This is a genomic window from Rhodobacteraceae bacterium S2214, from assembly GCA_025141675.1.
Classification (GTDB): domain Bacteria; phylum Pseudomonadota; class Alphaproteobacteria; order Rhodobacterales; family Rhodobacteraceae; genus Yoonia.
Window position 1 is genome coordinate 278,129 of sequence record CP081161.1, and the last position, 23,310, is coordinate 301,438.

General features: G+C 54.0%; 17 protein-coding genes. 7 read left to right on the forward strand and 10 right to left on the reverse strand.

Going from position 1 to position 23,310, the window contains the following annotated elements; all coding sequences use genetic code 11:
* Positions 1 to 55 precede the first annotated feature (55 nt).
* Complete coding sequence (gene katG, locus K3729_01315) at positions 56 to 2,227, reverse strand: catalase/peroxidase HPI (protein UWQ99466.1); 2,172 nt, start codon at positions 2,225 to 2,227, stop codon at positions 56 to 58.
* 99 nt (positions 2,228 to 2,326) lie between these two features.
* On the opposite strand from katG, the gene K3729_01320 reads away from it, so the two are divergent.
* Together K3729_01320 and K3729_01325 are read left to right on the forward strand one after the other, a co-directional pair.
* Complete coding sequence (locus tag K3729_01320) at positions 2,327 to 3,226, forward strand: hydrogen peroxide-inducible genes activator (GenBank protein ID UWQ99467.1); 900 nt, start codon at positions 2,327 to 2,329, stop codon at positions 3,224 to 3,226.
* A 70-nt stretch (positions 3,227 to 3,296) separates the two neighbouring features.
* A complete protein-coding gene (locus tag K3729_01325) occupies positions 3,297 to 5,561 on the forward strand; it encodes a methyl-accepting chemotaxis protein (protein UWQ99468.1) in 2,265 nt (754 codons plus the stop codon).
* A 21-nt stretch (positions 5,562 to 5,582) separates the two neighbouring features.
* Here the strand turns inward: K3729_01325 and K3729_01330 are convergent, their stop codons facing one another.
* Positions 5,583 to 6,542, reverse strand: a complete 960-nt coding sequence (locus K3729_01330; GenBank protein UWQ99469.1) for a LysR family transcriptional regulator — start codon at positions 6,540 to 6,542, stop codon at positions 5,583 to 5,585.
* A 79-nt stretch (positions 6,543 to 6,621) separates the two neighbouring features.
* Between K3729_01330 and K3729_01335 the strand changes: the two genes are divergently transcribed.
* From K3729_01335 to K3729_01345, 3 genes are read left to right on the forward strand one after another with little or no spacing between them, the layout of a single operon-like run.
* A complete protein-coding gene (locus K3729_01335) occupies positions 6,622 to 7,896 on the forward strand; it encodes an aromatic ring-hydroxylating dioxygenase subunit alpha (GenBank protein UWQ99470.1) in 1,275 nt (424 codons plus the stop codon).
* Positions 7,893 to 8,942: an iron-sulfur cluster-binding domain-containing protein gene (locus K3729_01340; GenBank protein ID UWQ99471.1), complete on the forward strand. Its 1,050-nt coding sequence runs from the start codon at positions 7,893 to 7,895 to the stop codon at positions 8,940 to 8,942. The genes K3729_01335 and K3729_01340 overlap by 4 nt, the downstream gene beginning before the upstream one ends.
* Before the next feature lie 12 nt (positions 8,943 to 8,954).
* Positions 8,955 to 11,000, forward strand: a complete 2,046-nt coding sequence (locus K3729_01345; protein UWQ99472.1) for an NADH:flavin oxidoreductase — start codon at positions 8,955 to 8,957, stop codon at positions 10,998 to 11,000.
* On the opposite strand, the gene K3729_01350 is transcribed toward K3729_01345, so the two are convergent.
* Complete coding sequence (locus tag K3729_01350; protein ID UWQ99473.1) at positions 10,997 to 12,373, reverse strand: aspartate aminotransferase family protein; 1,377 nt, start codon at positions 12,371 to 12,373, stop codon at positions 10,997 to 10,999. The genes K3729_01345 and K3729_01350 overlap by 4 nt on opposite strands.
* Positions 12,374 to 12,537: 164 nt before the next feature.
* Between K3729_01350 and doeA the strand changes: the two genes are divergently transcribed.
* Entirely contained in the window at positions 12,538 to 13,722 is a 1,185-nt protein-coding gene (gene doeA / locus K3729_01355) for an ectoine hydrolase DoeA (GenBank protein UWQ99474.1), read from the forward strand.
* Positions 13,707 to 14,696 (forward strand): N(2)-acetyl-L-2,4-diaminobutanoate deacetylase DoeB, encoded by a 990-nt coding sequence (gene doeB, locus K3729_01360; GenBank protein UWR00897.1) that lies wholly within the window; start codon positions 13,707 to 13,709, stop codon positions 14,694 to 14,696. The genes doeA and doeB overlap by 16 nt, the downstream gene beginning before the upstream one ends.
* Here the strand turns inward: doeB and K3729_01365 are convergent.
* The 7 genes from K3729_01365 to K3729_01395 all read right to left on the reverse strand — a co-directional run bounded on the left by K3729_01365 (position 14,693) and on the right by K3729_01395 (position 23,306).
* A complete protein-coding gene (locus K3729_01365) occupies positions 14,693 to 16,018 on the reverse strand; it encodes an AarF/ABC1/UbiB kinase family protein (GenBank protein ID UWQ99475.1) in 1,326 nt (441 codons plus the stop codon). The two genes, doeB and K3729_01365, sit on opposite strands and share 4 nt — an antisense overlap.
* Before the next feature lie 68 nt (positions 16,019 to 16,086).
* The gene (locus tag K3729_01370; GenBank protein ID UWQ99476.1) at positions 16,087 to 16,773 is read right to left on the reverse strand and encodes an Asp/Glu racemase; all 687 of its coding nucleotides are present in this window, start codon (positions 16,771 to 16,773) and stop codon (positions 16,087 to 16,089) included.
* Positions 16,773 to 17,930, reverse strand: a complete 1,158-nt coding sequence (locus tag K3729_01375; GenBank protein UWQ99477.1) for a Xaa-Pro peptidase family protein — start codon at positions 17,928 to 17,930, stop codon at positions 16,773 to 16,775. Before K3729_01375 ends, K3729_01370 begins: the two co-directional genes overlap by 1 nt.
* On the reverse strand, positions 17,927 to 18,958 hold the full coding sequence (locus tag K3729_01380; GenBank protein ID UWR00898.1) for a pyridoxal-phosphate dependent enzyme: 1,032 nt from the start codon (positions 18,956 to 18,958) through the stop codon (positions 17,927 to 17,929). The genes K3729_01375 and K3729_01380 overlap by 4 nt, the downstream gene beginning before the upstream one ends.
* Positions 18,959 to 19,167: 209 nt before the next feature.
* On the reverse strand, positions 19,168 to 19,323 hold the full coding sequence (locus tag K3729_01385) for a hypothetical protein (protein ID UWQ99478.1): 156 nt from the start codon (positions 19,321 to 19,323) through the stop codon (positions 19,168 to 19,170).
* Positions 19,324 to 19,684: 361 nt separating this feature from the next.
* Entirely contained in the window at positions 19,685 to 21,028 is a 1,344-nt protein-coding gene (locus tag K3729_01390; protein ID UWR00899.1) for a polysaccharide biosynthesis/export family protein, read from the reverse strand.
* 127 nt (positions 21,029 to 21,155) lie between these two features.
* A complete protein-coding gene (locus K3729_01395; GenBank protein ID UWQ99479.1) occupies positions 21,156 to 23,306 on the reverse strand; it encodes a polysaccharide biosynthesis tyrosine autokinase in 2,151 nt (716 codons plus the stop codon).
* Between the last annotated feature and the right edge of the window lie 4 nt (positions 23,307 to 23,310).

The window sequence follows — 23,310 nt, forward strand, 5'->3', positions numbered from 1 at the left end:
AAAACGGCGCCCCAACCAAGCAGGGCGCCGTTCAAATTTTGAACCATCGGATGGTTTAGACGATGTCAGCCGTCATGACCTTCGTCCAAGCTGCGATAAAGTCGGACTTGAATTTATCCGCCGCATCAGCGGACGCGTACACTTCAGCCACCGCACGCATCACGGAATTGGACCCCATCAGGATATCGACGGATTTGCCTGTCCACTTCACGTCACCAGAAGCGCGATCGATGCCTTCATAGCTGTCCTTGGACGTTGCTTTCCATTCGGTCGCCATATCGAGCAGGTTCACGAAGTACGCATTGTTCAGCGTGCCGGGTGTGTCTGTGAATACGCCATCCGCTGACCCGTCGTAGTTCGCGCCAAGTGCGCGCATACCACCCAACAGCACAACCATTTCTGGCGCAGTCAGCGTCAGCAGTTGTGCCTTATCGACCAACATTTCTGCAGGTGTGCGCAGGTTGGCGTCCTTGTTGTAGTAGTTACGGAAACCGTCTGCCTTTGGTTCCAGCCATGCGTATGATTCAACGTCGGTCATGTCCTGCGTCGCGTCAGTCCGGCCCGGTGCAAACGGCACGTCCATGCCGCTGGCTTTTTCCAGCGCAGCAACACCACCCAGAACGATCAGATCAGCAAGCGATACTGGTTTGACAAAGTCAGATTTCACACCGCGCAGCACGTCCAGCACTTTCGCCAGTTGCGCAGGGTTGTTGGCTTCCCAATCCTTGGCTGGGGCCAGTGCAATCCGTGCACCGTTGGCACCACCACGACGGTCAGAGCCGCGGTATGTGGATGCGGATGCCCAAGCGGTGGAGATCAGTTCAGCCGCCGTCAGGTCCGTCGCAAGGATTTTCGCCTTCAGATCAGCGATGTCCGCGTCGTCGATCAGCTCGTGATCAACTGCAGGCACCGGATCTTGCCACAGCTGTGGCTCTGCAGGTTTGTGATCACCCAAGCCACGCTCGTATGAACCCATGTCGCGGTGCGTCAGCTTGTACCATGCCTTTGCAAACGCTTCTTGGAACGCTGCCGGGTCTTTGTAGAACCGTTCGGAAATCGCGCGGTAGGCGGGATCTTCTTTCAGTGCGATGTCGGATGTGAACATCGTTGGCAGGTGCTTTTTGCCATCAACATGGGCGTCCGGCACATCGGCCTCACCGTTTTTCGGATACCACTGATGGCCACCACCGGCACCTTTGCCAAGCTCCCATTCATGTTCGAACAGATTCGAGAAATAACCGTTGTCCCATGCGACCGGGTTGCTCGTCCAAGCGCCTTCCAGACCGGACGAAATGGTGTGTTCGCCCTTGCCGGACCCGTATGTAGAATGCCAGCCAAGACCTTGCGCTTCCAGCGCCGCGCCTTCTGGCTCAACACCAACGTGTTCATTCGGGTCAGCGGCACCATGGCCCTTACCAAAAGTGTGACCACCAGCAACCAAGGCCACTGTTTCTTCGTCGTTCATCGCCATACGGGCAAAGGTGTCGCGAATGTCGCGTGCAGACAGCAACGGATCAGGATTGCCGTTTGGACCTTCCGGGTTCACGTAGATCAGGCCCATCTGAACCGCACCCAGTTCGCCGATCATGTCGTGGGCGTCTGTGTAGCGTTTGTCGTCCAGCCATTCAGTTTCTGGACCCCAGTAGATGTCTTCTTCTGGTTCCCAGATATCTTCACGACCGCCTGCAAAACCGAATGTCTCGAAACCCATCGTTTCAAGCGCGACGTTGCCGGTCAGAACCATCAAGTCAGCCCAAGAAATCTTGCGACCATACTTGGCTTTGATCGGCCAGATCAGGCGGCGCGCTTTATCAAGGCTCACGTTATCAGGCCATGAATTCAGCGGTGCAAAACGCTGGCTACCGGAACATGCGCCACCACGGCCATCACCCACACGGTACGTACCCGCAGAATGCCACGCCATCCGAATCATGAACGGACCATAGTGACCATAGTCGGCAGGCCACCAATCTTGGCTATCCGTCATCAACGCTTTCAGGTCTTCTTTGACGGCGTCGATATCCAGCGATTTGAACTCTTCCGCATAGTCAAAATCGTCGCCCATTGGGTTCCCTTGGGGCGTGTTCTGATGCAGCATCCGCAGGTTTAGCTGTTCAGGCCACCAGTGCTGGTTCGCAGTGGTGCCTTTTGCACCGTGGCGATGTGCGCCACCAAGAACCGGACACTTTGCCGAGCTATCATTTGTGTCAAAGGCGTTGCCGTCCATGGGAATTCTCCGTTGTTGATGTGCTGTTTGGCCGAGTCGTAGCAAGAATTTAGAATTAGTTTAAGTTGAATATCCTGATTAAGGCGATAAGTTTACCTTATGATAAACGTTACCCTCAAACAGTTCCGCTATTTTGAAGCGCTCGCACGACACGGCCACTTTGGGAGGGCCGCGGATACCTGTGCCATCTCTCAGCCCGCTTTGTCGATGCAGATCAAAGAGTTGGAAGAAACGCTTGGCGCGCCGCTATTCGAACGTAGTGCGCGACAGGTTCGTTTGACGGGATTCGGCGAAGACTTTGCTTTGCGTGTGCGGGACATCCTGCGTGGTGTTGAAGAACTGGAAGATTTGGTACGCATGCCTGGCCGTCAAATGGCTGGCCGCCTTCGGATTGGCGTCATTCCCACCATCGCCCCCTATCTTTTGCCAAATATTCTTGGCCGACTCACAAAAACGCACCCCGAACTCGATATCCACGTGCGCGAAACAACCACCCCGCGCTTGGTACAGGAATTGCTAGATGGCCAGATCGATACGGCGATCGTAGCACTTCCTATTGCTGAACCGTCCTTTACGGTTGCACCGCTGTTCACCGAAGACTTCGTTTTGGTCCGACCCGCCAAAGACGCTAGTGAACCGATCCCACATATTGATGACCTACAAACCATGCGTCTTTTGCTGCTAGAGGAAGGCCATTGCATGCGCGATCAGGCTCTGTCGTACTGTAACATGCAAACAGCGCGAGCACGCGAAGGTCTGGACGGCAGTTCACTGTCCACACTAGTGCAACTTGTCGGCGCAGGGATCGGCGTGACACTGATTCCTGAAATGGCGCTAAGCGTCGAAACCCGATCCGCACCCGTTTGCGTCAACCGGTTCGGCGGCATGCAGCCATCGCGAACAATTGGTATGATTTGGCGCAAGACCAACCCGCTTGCCCAGCAACTGGAACAAATCGCCGAAGAGGTCAAAGCAGCAGCACCAACAAATACGATCTGAGCTTATCGCTTCCTTAAGAATGTGTCCTGTATTGACGGCGGACCGTTCTGCTTGAGTTGGAGAAGCCGCGATGAACATCAACGACATCCGAATGACCGCGAAACTGCCAGTGGCATTTGTTTTGCTGTCATTGAGCGTGGCGTTGTCATTAAGCTGGCTAAATTACCAAGACTTCAAAAACAGCCTGTTGCAACAAACGCAGGCAAAGCTTGAAATTCTAACAGTTGAACGGTCGCTTGCGATGGAAAACTGGTTCGAATCCCTTGATTCAAAAGTAGCAAGCTATGCGTCCGACCCGACAGTCATCCAAGCGATTCAGGGGTTCAATTCAACGTTTGGGCTGCTCATGGATGATCCAGTCGCGGACTTGCATAAGGCCTACATCGACGAAAACCCAAATCCTGTCGGTGAAAAGGATCTTTTCGACCGCGCGCCTGCATCAATCCCCTACAATTTTCAGCACGAAAACTTCCATCCGTTCTTTCGGGACATAAAAAACCGGCTTAGCCTTTATGACGTTTTTCTTTTCGATACAGACGGCAACCTGCTGTACTCCGTTTATAAAGAAACCGATTTTGCGACTAATTTCCTGACAGGACCATACGCAAATTCTGGCCTTGCTGCCGCATTCGAAACATCTCTCACGCTTCCTGTCGGCGAAACGGTTTTCAATGACGTCAAACCATACGAACCCAGCTACGGCGCACCCGCGGGTTTTATCGCGACACCGGTGGAAAACGCGCAAGGGACCATAATTGGTGTCTTTGCAGTGCAGTTAGCTTTGGGTGCAGTTAGCGACGTCATCGCGCGCGCGGATGGACTTGGTGAAACCGGAGAACTGACGATGCTAGCACCCGACATGCTGGCGCGGTCCGAATCCCGTTTTGACAGTCGCCATTCAACGCTTGACCCATTGACGCCCAATCAATCAGTGATCGACGCCTTTAAAACCGGGGTGAGCACTTATTCAAATGACGTCAACTTAAATGGCGCGCTGTCCATTGGCGTCGCACGTGTCATCGACATCCTTGGTAAAAACTGGGTTCTGGTCGGGGAATTCGAACTTTCAGAAGTCTACGCGATTGCGAAACAGGAACGAAACAAGGTTTTCGTTCTGACGTTAGCGGCCATGTTGCTTGTCGCACTGGTAGGTTGGTTCATATCCAAAACCTTCACAGATCCTCTGACTTCGATTGTGCAAGCAATGCAAAAGATCGGCGACCGTGACTACAATTTCACCATTCCAGATACACGCCGCAAAGATGAAATTGGTGATCTCTCCCGTACCTTGGAACTTATGGCGGATCGCTTGCGGGCCTTTGACCAAAAGTTGATCGAAGAAAACGAAAGAGCCGACGCGCAACGATACGCCGTTGACGAATTGGGAAGCGGACTAAGGCGGCTTGCTGCCGGAGATTTTACAAAGCCGCTGGAACAGACTTTCGCCGCCGAATATGACGCGCTCCGCGCTGATTATAACAATAGCGTCCAAAGCGTTGGATCGACGATCCAGAATCTGAAGCAGTTTTCCAAAATGATCGGTAATCAAACCGAAAAAATGAGCGAAGAGGCGCAAGAACTATCGCGCCGCACCGAAAATCAGGCGGCGACGCTCGAAGAAACCGCTGCTGCCATTGATCAAATCACCAGCAAGATCGCGGAAAGCACGCAGGAGCTGAAATCAGCCGAAAAGCTGATCTATGAAGTTGATGCCGATGCCAAAAAGGGGCGATCGGTCGTCGAGAATACGACAAGTGCGATGGGCGAAATCGAAAAGTCATCCAAGGAAATCGGGTCTATCATTAGGGTTGTGGACGATATCGCGTTTCAAACCAACCTTCTCGCCTTAAATGCGGGTGTCGAAGCGGCCCGCGCCGGTGATGCCGGCCGTGGTTTTGCGGTGGTAGCAGCCGAAGTCAGGCAACTGGCCATGCGTTCGACAGAGGCCGTCAGTCAGATCAAAGAACTCATCACAACCAGCGCAACAAATGTCGAAACAGGCGTGGCGCTGGTCCGCGATACGGAAGGTATGCTTTTGGAAATTGTGAAACGAATCGAAACGATTTCGACGCTGATTGCTTCGGTTTCTGCAGGGGCAACCGATCAAGCCGGCAGCATTACAGAGATTAATGTCGGCGTTACAAATCTAGACCGCGTAACCCAGCAGAATGCTATGATGGTCGACAATTCAACGAACAACGTTCGCGCGCTCCAGTCAGAAGCAGCAAATCTGCTGGAATTGCTGAAATTGTTTATCGTTGCCGACAACGATGACACCGTGGTTTCGTTTTCATCACGCAACAGATCAACTGCGCCAGCGGTCACCGGAGCGTAAACCATTCTAATCTGGAATGCCTTAACGGCTTCCAGACTGTACTAACGCTTGCGTGAACCATTCGGCAAATGCCTCTACGGACTTCTTTTGACTGCGTCCCTTTTTAACCAGCAGATGATGCTGCCCCGGTGGGGTAACACGGGCCGTACCGAGTGCGACAAGTCGCCCATCAGAAATCGGGCGCTGCAAAAGGCTTCCCCAACCTACTGCGACGCCATCACCGTTCATCGCCGCATATGCGGCGTCCGAATAGTTACTGAACTGAAGCCGTGGACTGATGGATGTTGTCGGCATGCCCATCCAACGAAACCATTGCCCCCATGACAAAAACCGACCCGATCGTTGCTCCCCTTCGATCAATGGGAGCTCCGCGAGCGTAGCGCCCGTTATCTCTTGCGCGGGATCAATGCTGTGATGCGCGGCAAAATCGGGCGAACATACCGGGAATACGACTTCCGGAAGTGATGCGATGATAGTTTGACCGTCAAACTGACTGGTCCCATAACGCAATTCCAAATCCAGTGATTGATCTGGTGAATGCGTCCAAACGTCTTCGGAAATAACCCTTACCCGAATGTCTGGGTAAAGCGTGTGAAACGCCGTTAATGCGGGTATCAACCGAAAATGCGCGAAGGCGAGCGAAACGCCGATTGTCACGCTATCCACAGCGGCCGCTGATCGGATGTTGTCGATAGCGACCGCAATTTTATCGAACGATTCATTCACAGCTTCAAACAATTCCAATCCGGCACCGTTCGCCTGTACGCGCCGGTTTGCACGAATGAAAAGCTGTGTTTCTAGTGCAATCTCCAGCTCTTTAATGCGTCGGCTGACGGCGGCTTGGGTCACACCTAGCTCTGCGGCAGCAGCCGTAAAACTTTGCAATCGTGCCGCCGCTTCAAACGCATTCAGTGCGCCGAGCGATGGAATGGATCGTCGTAATCGGCGCAAGGCTGTCTCCAATACATAATCAGTAGTCATGCATTGGTAGCAAATTACTGCAGTTGTCGCACGTCGAAATCTGCAGATAATCTTACGCACCATTATCGTGAGATTGCCCATGTTAGATGAGAAAAACCTGCACGCAGACGATGCGTCAATCGGATCATTACTGTGCAAAAGACAGGCCGGTCATACATTACCCGCCCAACTATATATCAGCCAAGCGGCATATCTGGCTGATTGCGATGCCATCTTTGCCAAGCATTGGATCGCTGTTGGCGTAGACTGCGACGTCGAAGAACCCGGTGATGTGATCGCGATCGAGATTGGGACATCTTCCATCGTTATTGTCCGTGACGACGACATGAACATCCGTGCCTTCCATAATGTCTGCTTACATAGAGGATCGCGCTTGGTTCCGCCGGGCCGTTCGGTCGTTGGAAAACTCGTGTGTCCGTATCATCAATGGACCTACGATTTGGACGGCGCATTGGCGCTGGCCCCGCAGATGGGCGTCGACTTTGATCGCAGTTTGCATCATCTCAAGCCGGTCGCGCTTAGATCCATTGGCGGCATTTTATATGCTTGCCTATCAGACGAACCGCCCGACGATATCACACATCTGATCAACAAAGTGGGACCGCGCCTTGCACCCTATGATCTGACCAATGCCAAAGTCGCATTCGAAACCGAGATCATCGAAGACGGCAATTGGAAACTAACGATGGAAAACAATCGTGAGTGTTATCATTGCGCGTCAAACCATCCAGAACTCAGCCTATCGTTCCATTCAGCCGATTTCGGTTTTGATCCAGAAGGCCTGACGCCCACCGAAAAAGACGAGGCCGATGCGCTTGCCAAAGCTTACGAAGAGCAGGGCAAGATATGGGAAACGCAGGGGTTAGACCCAACTGCGATTGAACACACCGTTGGGTATCCCACCAATTTTCGCATGCAGCGCCTGATCATCGCAGGTCTTGGTGAATCCCAAACCATGGACACCCGCGCGGCCAGCGCAATCCCGTTGGGGAATATGACGATGTCAGGAAGCGGCGACCTGCACCTGTGGGGGATCAATTCGTGGAACCACATCATGGCGGATCATGCCGTGATCTTTACCGCGTTTCCCATGGGTCCTGGCAAAACGCTCGTCCGCACAAAATGGCTTGTGAACAAGGATGCCGTTGAAGGCGAAGATTACGATCTTGATCACCTGACTGCTGTTTGGAAAGCAACAAATGCGGAAGATGCTAACCTGGTCGCGCTGGCCCATCAGGGCGTGTCTTCGGCAGGGTATCGTCCCGGTCCATATTCGCCATTCACCGAACGTGCGTTGGATGAATTTGCGACGTGGTACGTTGAACGCATGACTGCCCACGGTTACGCGACATGATCACGGAAAACGTCTGGGAAGCACGGCGCAAACGGGCTTGGCCATCAGACCGGTGGGGAATGCTGACCTGTCGCGCAACTTGGGACGATGCACCCGATGTGCGCACTTTCTTGCTGACCCCAACCGAAGGATCACGTATCGCCCATAACCCTGGCCAATACATGACCTTTCGGATCGAAACGGCAGGTGGGATCATCGAACGCTGCTACACGATCGCATCATCTGCGGCGCGCAATGGCGGCATCGAAATCACAGTGAAACACCAACCTGACGGGGCCGCATCCGGTACATTGCATGAGACGCTGAAGGTGGGCGCAGAGATCGAAGCCTTCGGGCCTTCCGGGCAATTCACGCCAATCCCGTTTGAGGGCAAGAAATTCGCCTTGATTGCAGCGGGAAGCGGCGTGACCCCGATGCTGTCCATTCTACGCACAGCCGCTGATCGTGGCATCGCATTGGACTGCGTCTTCGTTCACGTGACCCGCGACGCGACAACCGCAATCGCTGCAGACGAGATTCCCGTCTTACATCGCAAACTGCCCCTGTTAGTGTCTCACATTTTGCCATCCCAAGGCGCACATGCTACCCGACTTGATCCCGAAGTGCTATCACTGTTGATCCCGGATCTGGCTGATCGCAACATCATGTGCTGCGGTCCAGATGCCTTTATGGCGATGGTGTATGACGCCGCGATGGACGCGGGTGTGCCACCTGCGAACTACCTTCAGGAAAGCTTTACCTTCGCGGACGTAGCGGACATCGAAGATGCTGCAACAGACGCCCCTCTCCGGCGCATCACCTTCGCCAAGACAGGCGTCACCTTTGATTGCCCCGAAGGGATGAACATCCTGCGGGCCGCAAAAGACGCAGGCGTGCCAATGCCGTCGTCTTGTTCAAAAGGTGAATGCGGGACTTGCAAAACGTTCAAGCATTCGGGTGAAGTGAACATGACAAACGCGGGCGGTATCCGGCAGCGCGAAATGGATCGCGGTTTCATTCTGCCCTGCACCAGCCGTCCGCTCACCGACATAATTCTTGACCGCTAAAGGATTGCATTCATGTCCCTCGATCCCCTTTTGCAGCCTTATCAGCTCAAGCATCTCACCCTGAAGAACAGGGTCATGACGACAAGCCATGAACCCGCCTACCCCGAAGACGGGATGCCTAAGGGACGTTATCGGGCTTATCATGCGGAACGTGCCAAAGGCGGTGTTGCTCTTACTATGACCGCCGGTTCAGCTGCAATTGCCCGCGACAGCCCGCCCGTGTTCAACAACATTCTGGCGTATAAGGACGAAGTCGTGCCTTGGGTGCGTGAACTGACCGATGCGGTGCACGCACATGGGGCCGCTTGCATGATCCAGCTGACCCATCTGGGACGGCGCACGAACTGGAACAAAGGTGATTGGCTGCCATCGGTGGCACCTAGCCATGACCGCGAACCTGCGCACCGTGCCTTCCCAAAAAAGATGGAAGACTGGGACATTGCCCGCATTATCGAAGATTATGCAGCCGCCGCAGAACGGATGCAGGCGGGCGGCATGGACGGGATCGAACTGTATGCGGGCGGTCATTTGCTTGATCAATTCTGGTCGCCGCTGTCGAATACCCTGCAGGGACCCTACGGCGCCGACACGCTTGAAAACCGCGTACGGATGACGCTGGATGTGCTGACGGCCATTCGCAAACGGGTTGGGTCTGATTTCATCGTTGGGGTGCGCGGTACAGTCGATGAAATGCAAAAGGGTGGGATCACGTCCGAGGAAGGCGTGCAAATCGCCTCGATGCTGCGCGACAGTGGCATGATCGATTTCTTCAACGTGAACCGTGGTCGTATCCATACCGATCCTGCGATGACAGGCATGATCCCCGTTGCTGGGATGCGCAGCGCGCCGCACCTTGATTTCGCATCCGAAATTCGGAAAGCCACAGGTCTGCCAACCTTCCATGCCTCCCGCATCCAAGACGTCGCAACAGCCCGCCACGCGATTGCGGAAGGTCATCTCGACATGGTCGGGATGACCCGTGCCCATATGGCTGATCCGCATGTCGTGCAAAAAATCATTGCCGGTCGCGAAGCCGAAATTAGACCCTGTACCGGGGCAAACTACTGTCTCGACCGGATCTATCAGGGTGGTATGGCGCTTTGCATCCACAACCCGTCCACGGGTCGCGAACAGGAGATGCCGCACAGGATTACGAAGGCCGAAACCAAGAAGAAGGTCGTGGTCGTCGGCGCTGGTCCCGCTGGTTTGGAAGCCGCGCGCGTCGCCGCCGAACGAGGTCACAAGGTCGTTGTATTCGAGGCCGCAGATCAGGCTGGCGGTCAAATTCGACTAACCGCACAGACACCGCGGCGTGCCGAGATGATGCAGATTATCGATTGGCGGATCGCAGAATGCGAACGGCTTGGCGTGACGATCCGGTACAACACCTTCGCGGATGTTGCTGACATCACCGCAGAAAACCCCGACATCGTGATCATCGCAACAGGCGGGATGGCGAACATTGCGCTTTATGAAACGGGCCAAGATGCGGAACACGTTGTGTCGTCTTGGGACATCATTTCTGGCGATGTGACACCAGCACAGTCGGTTTTAGTCTATGATGAAGCAGGCGACCATGCTGGTCTGCAAGCAGCTGAGATTGCGATGAAAACAGGCTCTAATGTTGAGATTATGACGCCAGACCGCACCTTCGCACCAGAGGTCATGGCGATGAACTTGACCCCCTATATGCGTGCGTTGCAAGCGGACAACGTGACGTTCACGGTCACGCAGCGCCTGAAAGCCGTGGCAAAAGATGGCAATCGGTTGGCTGCTACCATCGGCACCGATTATTCGGATCGCACCACGGTGCAACACTACGACCAAGTGGTCGTAAATTATGGGACGTTGCCACTGGATGATCTGTATTTCGACCTCAAGGAATTGTCGTCAAATCGTGGCGAACTGGATCACGACGCTTTCATCGATCGTAAACCCCAGACAATCACCACCAATCCAGATGGTGCTTTTCAGCTGTTCCGGATTGGTGATGCCGTGTCTGCGCGCAATACGCATGCCGCAATTTACGATGCGTTGCGTTTGATGTCCTGCACCTAAAGAACCGCGTCGACCGCAGCTTTGGTGACCGCCACCACTTCGTCCGCTTGATCGCGCGTCAGGCAGAAGGGCGGCGCAAAACCAATGATATCGCCTTGCGGCATCGCACGGGCAATTACGCCACGCTCCAACATTGCGGCCACGATACGCGGTGCCGTTTTGTCTGCGGCGTCAAGAAACACGCGGTCGTCACGATCCTTGACCAGTTCAACGGCGCACAGCATTCCCTCACCGCGAATTTCGCCGACATTCGGATGGTCGCCCAGCGCTTCGGTCATCGCATTGTTCAAATATGCGCCGACTTCGCCTGCGTTAGACACTAATTGCAGATCGTCCAGTAGTTTCAGGTTCGCAACACCCGCCGCCGCGCAGATCGGATGTGCCGAGTAGGTCCAACCGTGACCTATGGGGCCAAATTCGTCGGTGCCACGCTCAAGCACCTCCCACATTTTGTCGGACACGATAGACCCTGACAAAGGCGCATAAGCAGATGTCAGGCCCTTAGCGATCGTGATCAGATCAGGTTTCAAACCATAGTGATCGGACCCCATCATTGTGCCAAGTCGCCCGAAACCAGTCACGACTTCGTCCGCAATCAACAGAATGTCGTACTTTTTCAGAACCGCCTGAATCGCCTCCCAATACCCCGCAGGTGGCGGCACGATGCCCCCTGTTCCCAAAACGGGTTCGCCGATGAATGCGGCGATGGTGTCCGGGCCTTCGGCCTTGATCAGCGCCTCTAGTTTCGCGGCACAATCAGCGGAAAAAGCGGCTTCATCCATGTCGCGATCAGCGCGGCGATAATAGTAGGGCGCCTCTGTGTGGATGACTTGGCTTAAAGGCAGATCGAATTTCTTGTGAAACAGTTCCAACCCCGTCAGCGACCCTGTCACAAGACCAGACCCGTGGTACCCCCGCCATCGCGAGATAATCTTTTTCTTCTGCGGGCGTCCGAGGATGTTGTTGTAATACCAAACGAGTTTGATGTTCGTCTCATTCGCATCAGACCCTGACATCCCATAGTAGACATGGTTTAGTCCGTCGGGCGCACGGTCCGCGATCATCTTGGACAACGTAATCGACGCTTCGGTACCGTGCCCGACATAGCTATGATAATAAGCCAGATCTTGGGCTTGCGCGGCAATCGCATCCGCAATTTCGGTCCGGCCATATCCGACATTCACACAATAAAGACCCGCAAAGGCATCCAATGATGACCGCCCTTCGCGGTCCGTGATGTGCACACCTTTCGCCCCTTGAATGATCCGGTTTCCCATCTCGCGCCGCGCAAATTGCGCCAAATGTGTAGAAGGGTGGAAAAAATGATCATGGTCCCATTGGGTCAATTGATCGTTTGTCAAGGTGTTGGTCATCGATTGCTCCGCCGTGGTTCACCGCGACGCTAGGACATCCGTTTCAGCACAACTACCCCCAATCACGACAAACTAGCCATGCATATGGTCGGTAGCAGACTTGTCAGGTTGTTCAAAACGGTCAAACCTGAACATGTCAGCCTATTACGAAAGCGTGAAACCCGATGACCGACCAAGACGATAACTTTAGCACCACAGAATATCGGCAACGGATCACCAAGGTACGTAAAGCGATGGAAAAGGCCGGATTAGAGGCCATTTTTGTCACCGACCCATCCAATATGGCGTGGCTTACGGGCTACGATGGTTGGTCCTTTTACGTCCACCAAGGCGTGATCCTAACGTTGGAAGGCGATCCCGTTTGGTGGGGCCGTGCGATGGATGCTGTTGGGGCGCAGCGCACTGTTTTCATGTCGCATGGAGATCACATCAGAGGCTACGACGATACGTTTGTGCAGAACCCTGAAAAGCACCCGATGCAGGAACTTGCGACATTGATGGCCGAGCTTGGCCTGCAAAACGCCAGTATTGGTGTCGAAATGGACAATTACTATTACACCGCCAAGGCGCACACTGTTCTTCTCGCCCATCTTCCCAATGCCACCTTCGCAGATGCAACTGGTCTGGTGAACTGGCAACGCGCCGTGAAGTCAGAACTGGAAATCACCTATATGCGTCGCGCCGCGCGGATCGTCGAAAGCATGCATGAACGGGTCCTTGAACTGGCGGAACCGGGATTGCGTAAGAACGAACTGATCGCCGAAATCTATGCAACCGCGATCCGCGGTGCCGATGGGCATTGGGGCGACTACCCCGCGATTGTGCCGATGGCCCCTTCTGGTCTGGATGCAACCGCCCCACATCTGACGTGGGACGACCGTCCTATGCAAAAAGGCGAAGCGACGTTTTTCGAAATCGCGGGCGCACATCGCAGGTATCAATGCCCGCAGTCCCGCACGCTTTTTCTAGGTGAAGTCCCGCAGAAATATCGTGATGCAGAGGCCGCCGTACTGGACGCCATCGAAGCCGGTCTGGCGCAAGCCAAACCCGGCAATCAGGCGCAAGACATCGCAAATGCCTTTAATCAGACACTGAATAAGGCCGGTTTTGAAAAAGACAGTCGGTGTGGTTATGCCATCGGGATCAGTTATCCACCTGATTGGGGGGAACGCACGATTTCATTCCGCCGCGGCGACACGACAATCCTTGAACCCGGCATGACGTTCCACTTTATGCCCGCGTTATGGCTTGATGACGGTGGGCTCGAAATCACGGAACCCATCCTCATCACACAAACGGGTCACGAATGCCTGTGCAACACACCTCGTTCTCTATGGGTCAAAGCATGATCACACCAACTATTCCGCTAGATGCAGACGGGGTCCATCACGGGTTTCTGAAACTGCCGTACAGCCGCAACGACAGCGCGTGGGGGTCTGTCATGATCCCGATCACGGTCGTTGCAAATGGCGACGGACCAACCGCGCTTTTGACAGGTGCGAACCACGGGGACGAATACGAAGGACCCATTGCGCTACAAAATCTCGCCGCGTCCTTGGACCCTGCAACGATCACAGGCCGTGTCATCATCCTACCCATGATGAACCAACCCGCGTTTGCGGCGGGAACGCGGTGTTCCCCAATTGACGACGCGAATATGAACCGCAGTTTTCCGGGCAAACCTGACGGGACCGTCACCCAGAAAATATGTCACTACGTTGCGACGGAATTGGTCCCATTAGCCGATGTTGTCTTGGACTTTCATTCAGGGGGCCGCACGCTTGATTTCCTGCCGTTCGCTGCGGCTCATATCCTTGATGACAAGACCCAAGAAGCGGCTTGTATGGCCGCGATGCAGGCGTTTAACGCTCCCTATTCGGTCCGGATGTTAGAGATCGATAATGTCGGCATGTTAGACACCGAAGTGGAAAGCCAAGGCAAAATCTTCGTGACCACAGAACTAGGCGGTGCAGGCACGGCGACTGCAAAAAGCGTGTCTATTGCGGTCAAAGGCATCCAAAATCTACTGATCCATACTGGTATTTTGCAAGGCGAGATGCAGATCAGCGACAGCGTTCAGCTCGATATGCCCGACGACACATGTTTCGTATTCGCGCGCGATGCGGGGTTGATCGAATACCTTGTCGATTTGGGGGAACCCGTCGCCATAGATCAACCAATCGCGCGGATTTGGCCCGCTGATCGAACGGGTGTGGCCCCAACAATCTGCCATGCCCAGCGCGCTGGTATTATGACCGCACGACATGTCCCTGGACTGGTGAAAATGGGGGACTTCGTGGGTTTGGTGGCCGTACCGATTTAGGCTAAATAGGGTGCGATCAAGCTGCGAACATCAACAACGGCTTTTAGCCGCGCGGCTAGCAGGAACATCCCCGCAAATTTGCGCTGCAAGAACAGCACGTCAATCGGCAATGGCGGCGGAACAAAGCCGTCTTCGGCCAATTTCATGCCCTCTGCCTGCATTTTTCGTGAAAGCGTCGTATCGGCAAAATCGATCACTAGTTTCGACGCAAGTTCTGCGAAGACCAGATCAATCATCGCTAGAATCCGATCATTATGTTCCGGTCTTGTCGTCCCGTCAATAAATCCAATGTCCAGCGCAACGCGTCTGATCTCTGCGGCATCTCGGGCGATCCCCGCAATGATCAGTTGCCTATATAGATCGGCAATCTCAGCCCCAATCACACGCGTCGCACCGAAATCGAGCAAAACAATCTGACCGGATGTCTGATCATAGCGGTAATTCGCAAAGTTAGGGTCTGTTTGCATCAATCCAAAGGCAAACAATTCCCGTAGCGTCAAACCAATCAGATCAGTCGCAACTTGGTCGCGTACGGTTTGCGGCGCATCGGCAAGATCCTCAATGGCTGCGCCATCCATATACGTCATCGCCAAAATCTGCGGCGTCGACCAATCGTCCTGTAAGTCTGGCACGGCGAAGGTTCCGTCATCTTTTAGCAGGCCTCGAAAGCGCATCATTTGGGCTCCTTCGCGGGTGTAGTCGGTTTCTTCGTGCAGCTGCTTGCGCGCTTCATCAATGTAGGGTGCCAGCGTGAAGCCCTTGGGCAACAACCCCGACATCCGGATCAATGCGCCGACATTCGCAACATCGCTATCAATGCTTTGCGCCACCCCCGGATACTGCACCTTGATCGCCAGATCGCGGCCATCTTTCAACGTCGCACGATGCACCTGACCAATCGACGCCGCCGCAATGGGACGCACATCGAATTTTGCAAACGAACGAAGCCACCCATCAGGCCACTGCGCGTTCAGCACCTTTTTCAGCTGGGCAGGTGGCATGATATGGGCATCGTCGCGCAACCGCGCCATGATCTGCGATAACTCGGGGGGAAGCACGTCACCCGTATCCATGGACACCAGTTGCCCGATCTTCATCGCAGCACCGCGCATTTTCGCCAATTCATCCGCGACGCGGCCTACATTGCGCGGCGTCAAAAGCAAATCACGCATGGACGGGCGTTGTCCACGACCAAGGCTTGCAGCACCACCAATCGCCATATTGCCCACAACGCCAGCGGTCATCGACCCCAATCGCGTCAACCTGCTTAGGCGGCTCGCGGGAACAGCGGTAGCGCGCGATCTGTTTCTTGGATCATCCATAGACTGCAAATAGGAGCGATACCGCCTGCGACCACCCAGAAGAGTCTCAACAAGCGAAAGATAGACTTTTACGCGATCAACGCCAGCAAGTGATCGGCAAGTACCTGATTGCTCGACATGACCGGTTTTCCGATCTCAGCAGAAATAGGACCGATCACATCAAGCGTCCGTAGGTTTGTGCAAGACAAGAAGATGGCATCAAAATCGCCCTGCAAACCAACAGCCGCAGCATGAATGTCGGCAGGGTCAATCCGAACGACGTTTCGTTCCTCCGGTTCATCAAAACTGGCAAAACTGGTGACCGCGATCCCATTTACCGCCAACACCTGTCGCAGCTTGGCCGACACTTCAGCGACATAGGGACTAATCAGGCCGATACGCGTGATACTTTGGCCGTAGCATGCCGCGATTAACGCAGAAACCGGTTCGGTCACTGCAGACGTTTGCGCACCCGCGCGGACGAATTTTGCGATCTTGGCAGGGCCGATCTCCGCCGTTCCTGATGTGCACCCGTACCCAATCGCATCAAACGTTAAACCTGGTGGAAAAAGCGCGGTGGCGGACGTTAAAACCTGCGCCATGCCCGCCAATGTATCGGACGAAACGGTCGTGTCCGATGGCACGCGCGAGACATAGACGTCGACATCAACTGGCAACAATCGCCGCATATCATTTTCCAAGGTTTCGTCGGTTTGCAGAACCGCTAACCCGATGCACTTTCGACCTGTTTCGACCAATTTGTACGGTAATGCCATTACAATACTCTCATCTGGTTCGGTCGGAAATCTGACAGAAATTGTGCGGGGCCATCTGTGATCACGATGTTCTCTTCATGGACCATCATCTTGTCGTTCTGCATCACGATTCCGGGTTCAAGGGTCAGCACCATGCCCGGTACAAGCACCGTTTCATCCGCGGCTATAATCGACGGCCATTCCGTCAGCTGCATCCCCAAACCATGCCCCAGACGTCCAGCGTCAGAGCCTGTTTTTCCAGGATTGACCACATCGTTCATGGCGTGAAAAAGGTCTGCCATCGTTGAACCCGGACGGGCCAAACTGGCACCCGCTTGTATCGCTTCCATCAAACGATCATGCGCGTTCCTAACATCGACATTCGGCGCCCCGACCGCAAAATTCCGATCAAAATCACAGAAATATCCTTCCCAAACCATGCCTGTATCCAACATGAGGACATCACCGTCTGCCAAGGGCGTATCAGACGCCGGCGAAATCACGTCACCATAGCCACCCTGACCCGCAGCGCCAGCAAGATACGGCACCCAATCGGCCCCTTCATGCAAACACAAGGCTTGGAATTCGCGAAAAACTTCTGACAATGGCACACCAATCTTCGCAAATTCATGCACCCGATCAAACGCACGTTCTGCAATCCGGCATGCGGTCCCGATCTTCGCGATCTCGGCATCCGACTTGATCATCCGCAAATTGCGCACAATCGCGCTGTCCCCGACAAGGACGCGGTCAAGCAGTCTCTGTTCAAGGGCCTTCAGCGCGGCCAAAGGCATCCGCACGTGTGTTTCCATCTGATCTGGCAATGCAATCCGGCCGCCGGACGGAGCACACTCTGCCAGTGTATCAACAAGCAGGCCAATGCCGTCATCATCGTAATCGGGCGCACGCCATGTTCGGATATCCGTAATCCACGTCAGCGCCATCAAATGCGCACCAATCGCTGGGATAACTGCGATCGGTGCCCCTTTGGACGGTATCACCACAAACCACGGCCGCGTGGGGCTTTCCCAAAACCGTGTCAGGAATCCGGTAAAATACCGCACATCCGGTTCTGTCGTGAGCAGAAGCGCATCAATGCCGTTTTGTGCCATAAGGTTCTGGGCCGCCGCGACCCGTCGTTGAAATTCAGCAGGTTTAAAACCGCGCGGCGGCGTCATGTTGCCTCTTCACTGAGAATGCATAGGACATGAGACGAAGGCGTCAGTCCAAGCTCCGCTTGATGACCCGATGCGGCGAGTAGACAGGCAATGCCCGCAGCGCCGGATGGCGTTGATGGCAGGCCCAAGGTTGCTGCGACATCCGCTCCTTTTTGACCTTCATCCTCTGAAATCAAGACAAAGAAATCCGCATCCATTGCAAGCCCTTTCAGCGCGATCAACGACGGTTCCTTACAGTCCAACCGCCCCATGTTAGACACTGGTCCGGTCGTAATCTGCGCGGATCCCGCTGCGATTGACGCATGAATGGCAGGTGCTGCGTTCGGTTCGACAACAACGATCTTTGGCGACCCACCCCACACTTTGCGGGCATACGTCGCGCAAGCAACCGCTAATCCGCCAACACCGGCTTGCAAAAAGATATGCGACGGTGGCGCATCCATTTGATCAACAGCTTCGGCCATGAGGGTCAGGTACCCTTCCATCAGCCGATGTGGCCGATCCATATATCCCGCCCACGAACTATCCGACAAAAGGGTCCACCCCTTTTCCATCGCTGCGGCTTGCGCACCGGCCATGCTGTCTTCGTAGATGTCGCCGTGGCGCACAACCGTAGCACCCATTGCGGCTAGGCGGTCTGCGAAAGCCTGTGGAACTGATTGCGACAGATACACGACCGCCTTTGCGCCGAATGCAGCAGCACCTGCAGCCACGGACAGACCGTGGTTGCCAGCGCTCGCTGTGACGTATGTTTGTCCCTTTGCTGTGCCCGCTTCTGCGTCACAGGCAATCACATAGGCAGCGCCCAGCGCCTTGAAGCTGCCCAAGCCCATACGTGCCCGTTCGTCTTTGACTGACACATGTGCGACGCCAGTCATCGCCGCCAATTCGGGCACCGATACCAAAGGCGTAATCGCAGCGGCAGGGCATCGTTGTAGCAATGCCATGGGACGGTCCGCGTCGCTGCTTGGCCAAGGCACGTCTTCAAGGCCAGAAAGGGGGGTGTGGGGGTTCGCCAGTATATCCATACCCATTTGGTAGCATAAAACTGGCACGAACCTGTTCCGTTTTCGCCTTTCTCAAGTCTTTCGACGACGGAAACGCGCGCGTTCATCCATTTGAATGTCAGGCCCCGTGCCATTGCTGCGGAAAATCGCAGGAGAGCACGGGGCGCGTTTTTGCGTGGGCAGGTACCGGGATTGCGTAGGCTTTCGATCTTCAAGCAAAGCGTAAGAGACTAGTAATCCGTCTCTTCATCTCGACGTTTCAAATGAGTCAAAAGGGAAAACAATGCGTCAGTACTTTTGTCGCGTGTTTCCTGATCAAAGTTTTGCGATGGCCCTTCTTCGGTCTGCTGTTCTTTCATGCGGTTCGATTGTTGTGATGACGCCATTTGTTCGTCCTTGTAGGATAACTGTCGAATAGGAACTCTTTATTCCCACCACACAAACGCTTGGTTAATCCCGTTTGTTCCCGTAATTCGTTGCTCTGATTCACCTTTAGCGTGCAAATCGAAACACGTTAATACACTTTATGCATGTCGGACAGCGACAGCCTAAGTTTTACGAGGTCGCAGCCGAATATGGTTAACGCCGTCACGCGAAATAAGTGAACTGACCATTCATATTGTCAATCAATCCGCCTTTGAAATGACCACTGAAGAGATCTTAGTCACTACAAAACAGCCCCATACGGCTCCTATAGGTGGATTGTTCAATCACCCATCCGAAGCACGCACTTCATAAAATGAGCTGCTAGTTGGTGACCTGCGTCCCAATGCTAATGATCTGCGGAATGAGTTGCGACAACGCACGATCCCAACGTGTGACAGGCTGTTGCGCGACAAAGATCGTGTCGTCAGGGCGCAATTCAAACTGCGCGGCCAACGTGAAGTTAGCAGCATTGCGCAGGTCAAGATTCCACGCCGTGACAGCGCCAAATTCCCGCGGATGAGTGGACCCGCGCAGGACGTATACTTGACTCACGTCGCCTGTTGATGACGCGATCCCACCATTTTCAAACAGTGCATCGGAAAGGCTCGCACGGCTTTCATACGGCAATGGGAACCGGGATTGCTGACCCACTTCACCGGCCAGATAGACATAGTCGCGGTTGTCCGCACCCAGATCGATCCGTGTTTGGAAATTCTGGCGCGCTTCGGTCAAATCGGCACGACGCAGACCGATTTCAAGCTGAAGTTCCTGCAACGCTGACTGCCGATTGCTTTGACGCACGTTGGCGATGGTAAGCTGCTGTTCGAAATACTGCTGGGCGCGATCCAGTTCAAATTCGGAATCGACGAACAACACATCACCATCTTGCAGACGGGTCCGTGTAAGTTGGCTATTCGCGTAAAGCTGTGCGAGCGGGATTTGATACAGACTACCGTCGCGGTACAGGCGGACAGAGGCAAAATCGATGTCGCTGACTGCGATCCCACCAGCGCGCGCCAATGCTTCGTCCAGATACAGGGGGACAAGCGTCACAGGGACAACCGTCGGGTTCGATACAGAACCGCCGATTGAAACACGCTGGGAATTAAACTCTGCAATCTCAAGGCTGAAATTCGGATCAACCTGATTACGCACCAATTCTTGGAACAACCGCGCCTCGGCGTCTTCAATACTCCGCCCAGCCAAATCAATCCGGCCAATGTTCGGGATGTTGATTGTGCCGTCGTCTTGCACAGTGTAACCTTGGCGCGAGTTTTGTGCGGCCAGCAAGCCGGACAATTCGGCAACGGTGTCACCGGTCGGCGTTGGCGTAGAAAGCAAAACAACGTCACCCACACCAATCTGGTAAGGTTGCGCTGGCGCATCCGGCGGCAAACGCAAGGTCAAGGATTCTGGGGCAATTTCAGGCTGCAATGGTGCATCCGGCAAAGCGCCAGCGCCGCGAATTGCACCGCCTGACCCAGCTGTTTGCGAAAAGATCGCAGGCAGCGCCGCAGGTGTGTACGGCGACCGATTAGCTTGTACGACTGTTTCGGCAGTGACAGGCACAACGCGCACGTTCGTGCCTTGGCCAGCGCCTGCAATCACGTCAGGTGTCCGATAAACAGAGTCGCAGGCCGCTAAAGCCAACGCAATCACAGCCATTCCTATCAGACGCACCCGCGTACTCCTCATCTTAACGTTCGGACACGTATCAGCGTCGCAATCTGCGCGAACATATACCGTTTCAGTGCTTGTGATCCAGTCACAAGACGGTCTCGTTCGCATATAGTTAGTTGGAATAGTACTGCGCGCCGTATCCAGCATATGCGCCATAACTACCGCCATAACCGTATTTCTTCATACCAGCCGCATCGACCTGGCTTAGGATCAATCCCGTCACCTTTTGGTTCGCGTTCTGAATCAGGCGTAGGGATTCGTCGACTTGCGGCCGCGATGTACTGTCCCATTTCACAGAGAACAGCGTCGCATCAGCGACCTGCGCGATGATCCGTGAATCGGGAACGATCAGAACGGGCGGCGTATCAATGATGATGATGTCATAATTGTCCCGTTGTTCCGCAATAAAGTCTTTAAAGCGGCGAGACGAGAAAACATCAGCCGCGTTCGCGCTGGTCTTTTCCCCGAATATGACGTCGAACCCTTTGTCTTCGAAATGCTCCACGACTTCAGATACAGCTTTGTCACCAGATAGAACCGAAACGATACCATGGGTTGGTTTCGCATCGAAGTATTGGTTCAGCGTGCGACGGCGGATATCCCCTTCAATCAAAAGAACTTTTTGACCCATGGAAGACAGGTTTTGCGCCAACGCCAATGAATTTGTTGTCTTACCTTCACCCGGGATGGACGACGTCGAAACAATCACTTTTGGCGGGTTATCAAGATCAGACAACATGATTGACGTACGCAAATCACGAACGGCTTCGGCAGCCGCAGAAGCTGGTTTCGAGATCAAATAATCCAGAACTTTCATCCGGCGACGGGCTGGGATTGTCGGGATTTGTCCCACGACGGTGACGCCAGTGTGTTTTTCCAAATCACTTGCGGTTTGGAACCCGTTCCGACGACTTGCTCGTAGCAAGACAACACCAACGCCCAACATAATTCCAAGGATGCCGGACAGCGCAACGATCCGCGACTTTTTAGGTTCGGACGGATTACGCGGAATAACCGCATCCGAAAGAATCCGACTATCCGCTTGCTGGATACCCTGTTGGGCAGAGGTTTCTTTCAAACGTGACAGGAAATATTCGTAAAGCAGACGGGTCGCTTCCGCTTCTCGGGTTAATTGCTGAAGTGCGATCAGATCACGGCTTTGCGTCGCGATCCGCGCTTCCAATTCTTGTTCCGCGTTATCCAACGCCGTGACCTGCAATTCAGCGCTTTCGACGTTCTGTTCGGCGCGCAAAAGCAGCGATGCAAAACGGACATCAAACGCCGCAACGCTGCGTGGGTCGGACGCCACGGTGTCGGACAGCCGACGCAATTGCGGGTCATTCGAAACGGCGACTTTTTCTACGATGCTCGTCGCGGATTCGAATGCGTCCAATGCGATTTCAAATTCGCTTAATGTTTCGCGGGCATCCGCTGAACGTTGGCGTAAGTCATTGAGTTCTAATTCAGAATCTTTAATGATTTCGAGAGACACCAAATCAGTGCCAGCGTTGAAATCTGCAATAGCACCTTCCGCATCCTCAAGTTCAATCTTCAATTCGGAAACGCGATTACTTAGCCAAGCGGTAGCTTGCTCCATCGCTTCGAATTTCACATTGACCTGATTGATGATGTACAATTCTACAATTGTATCAGCAATTTTCGCGGCCTTAATGGCGCTTTCGGATTCCGCAGTAATTCGAAACACAAGAGAACCGTTCACGTTCTGCACAGACGTCTTGCCAAGCAGAATATCAACCGCTGAATCGAGGGCGCGCTGGTTTGCAACATCGACAGGAACAACTTCGGGTTCAGCGCCCGACAAATCAGCGCCCGTGACAGATCCAATGGCTCCTTTTACGGACTCGATCGCAGTGGATTTCCATTGATCAATCTTGGTCTCAGGTCGCAACGACGCATTAAATTCCGGATCATTCGTCAAATCCATACGATTGACGACCAATTCCATCAGGCTGCGCGCGCGCAGAACTTCAATTTCAGATTTAACTTCCGTTGAATCGCCCGACGCACCGCTTACCACGCTCTGCAAATCAAGCACAGGTGACTGTTGATTCGTTTCCAGAATTACAACAGCTGTGGACCTGTAAATCGGAGTTGATGCAAAATACGCGACGTATACGCCAATACCAGCAGCAATAACGAAAAATAGCGCGATGATCCACTTACCAAGCCAAACCGTCCGTAGCAGCGCAAACAAATCAATTGTGTCGTCATCGACATCTTCAACAAAACGCTTTTGATCCAATGAC

Excerpts from the sequence above, each read along its gene's own strand:
- katG (UWQ99466.1), bottom strand. The coding sequence starts at position 2,227 with ATGGACGGCAACGCCTTTGACACAAATGATAGCTCGGCAAAGTGTCCG.
- K3729_01320 (UWQ99467.1), top strand. The coding sequence starts at position 2,327 with ATGATAAACGTTACCCTCAAACAGTTCCGCTATTTTGAAGCGCTCGCA.
- K3729_01325 (UWQ99468.1), top strand. The coding sequence starts at position 3,297 with ATGAACATCAACGACATCCGAATGACCGCGAAACTGCCAGTGGCATTT.
- K3729_01330 (UWQ99469.1), bottom strand. The coding sequence starts at position 6,542 with ATGACTACTGATTATGTATTGGAGACAGCCTTGCGCCGATTACGACGA.
- K3729_01335 (UWQ99470.1), top strand. The coding sequence starts at position 6,622 with ATGTTAGATGAGAAAAACCTGCACGCAGACGATGCGTCAATCGGATCA.
- K3729_01340 (UWQ99471.1), top strand. The coding sequence starts at position 7,893 with ATGATCACGGAAAACGTCTGGGAAGCACGGCGCAAACGGGCTTGGCCA.
- K3729_01345 (UWQ99472.1), top strand. The coding sequence starts at position 8,955 with ATGTCCCTCGATCCCCTTTTGCAGCCTTATCAGCTCAAGCATCTCACC.
- K3729_01350 (UWQ99473.1), bottom strand. The coding sequence starts at position 12,373 with ATGACCAACACCTTGACAAACGATCAATTGACCCAATGGGACCATGAT.
- doeA (UWQ99474.1), top strand. The coding sequence starts at position 12,538 with ATGACCGACCAAGACGATAACTTTAGCACCACAGAATATCGGCAACGG.
- doeB (UWR00897.1), top strand. The coding sequence starts at position 13,707 with ATGGGTCAAAGCATGATCACACCAACTATTCCGCTAGATGCAGACGGG.
- K3729_01365 (UWQ99475.1), bottom strand. The coding sequence starts at position 16,018 with ATGGATGATCCAAGAAACAGATCGCGCGCTACCGCTGTTCCCGCGAGC.
- K3729_01370 (UWQ99476.1), bottom strand. The coding sequence starts at position 16,773 with ATGGCATTACCGTACAAATTGGTCGAAACAGGTCGAAAGTGCATCGGG.
- K3729_01375 (UWQ99477.1), bottom strand. The coding sequence starts at position 17,930 with ATGACGCCGCCGCGCGGTTTTAAACCTGCTGAATTTCAACGACGGGTC.
- K3729_01380 (UWR00898.1), bottom strand. The coding sequence starts at position 18,958 with ATGGATATACTGGCGAACCCCCACACCCCCCTTTCTGGCCTTGAAGAC.
- K3729_01385 (UWQ99478.1), bottom strand. The coding sequence starts at position 19,323 with ATGGCGTCATCACAACAATCGAACCGCATGAAAGAACAGCAGACCGAA.
- K3729_01390 (UWR00899.1), bottom strand. The coding sequence starts at position 21,028 with ATGGCTGTGATTGCGTTGGCTTTAGCGGCCTGCGACTCTGTTTATCGG.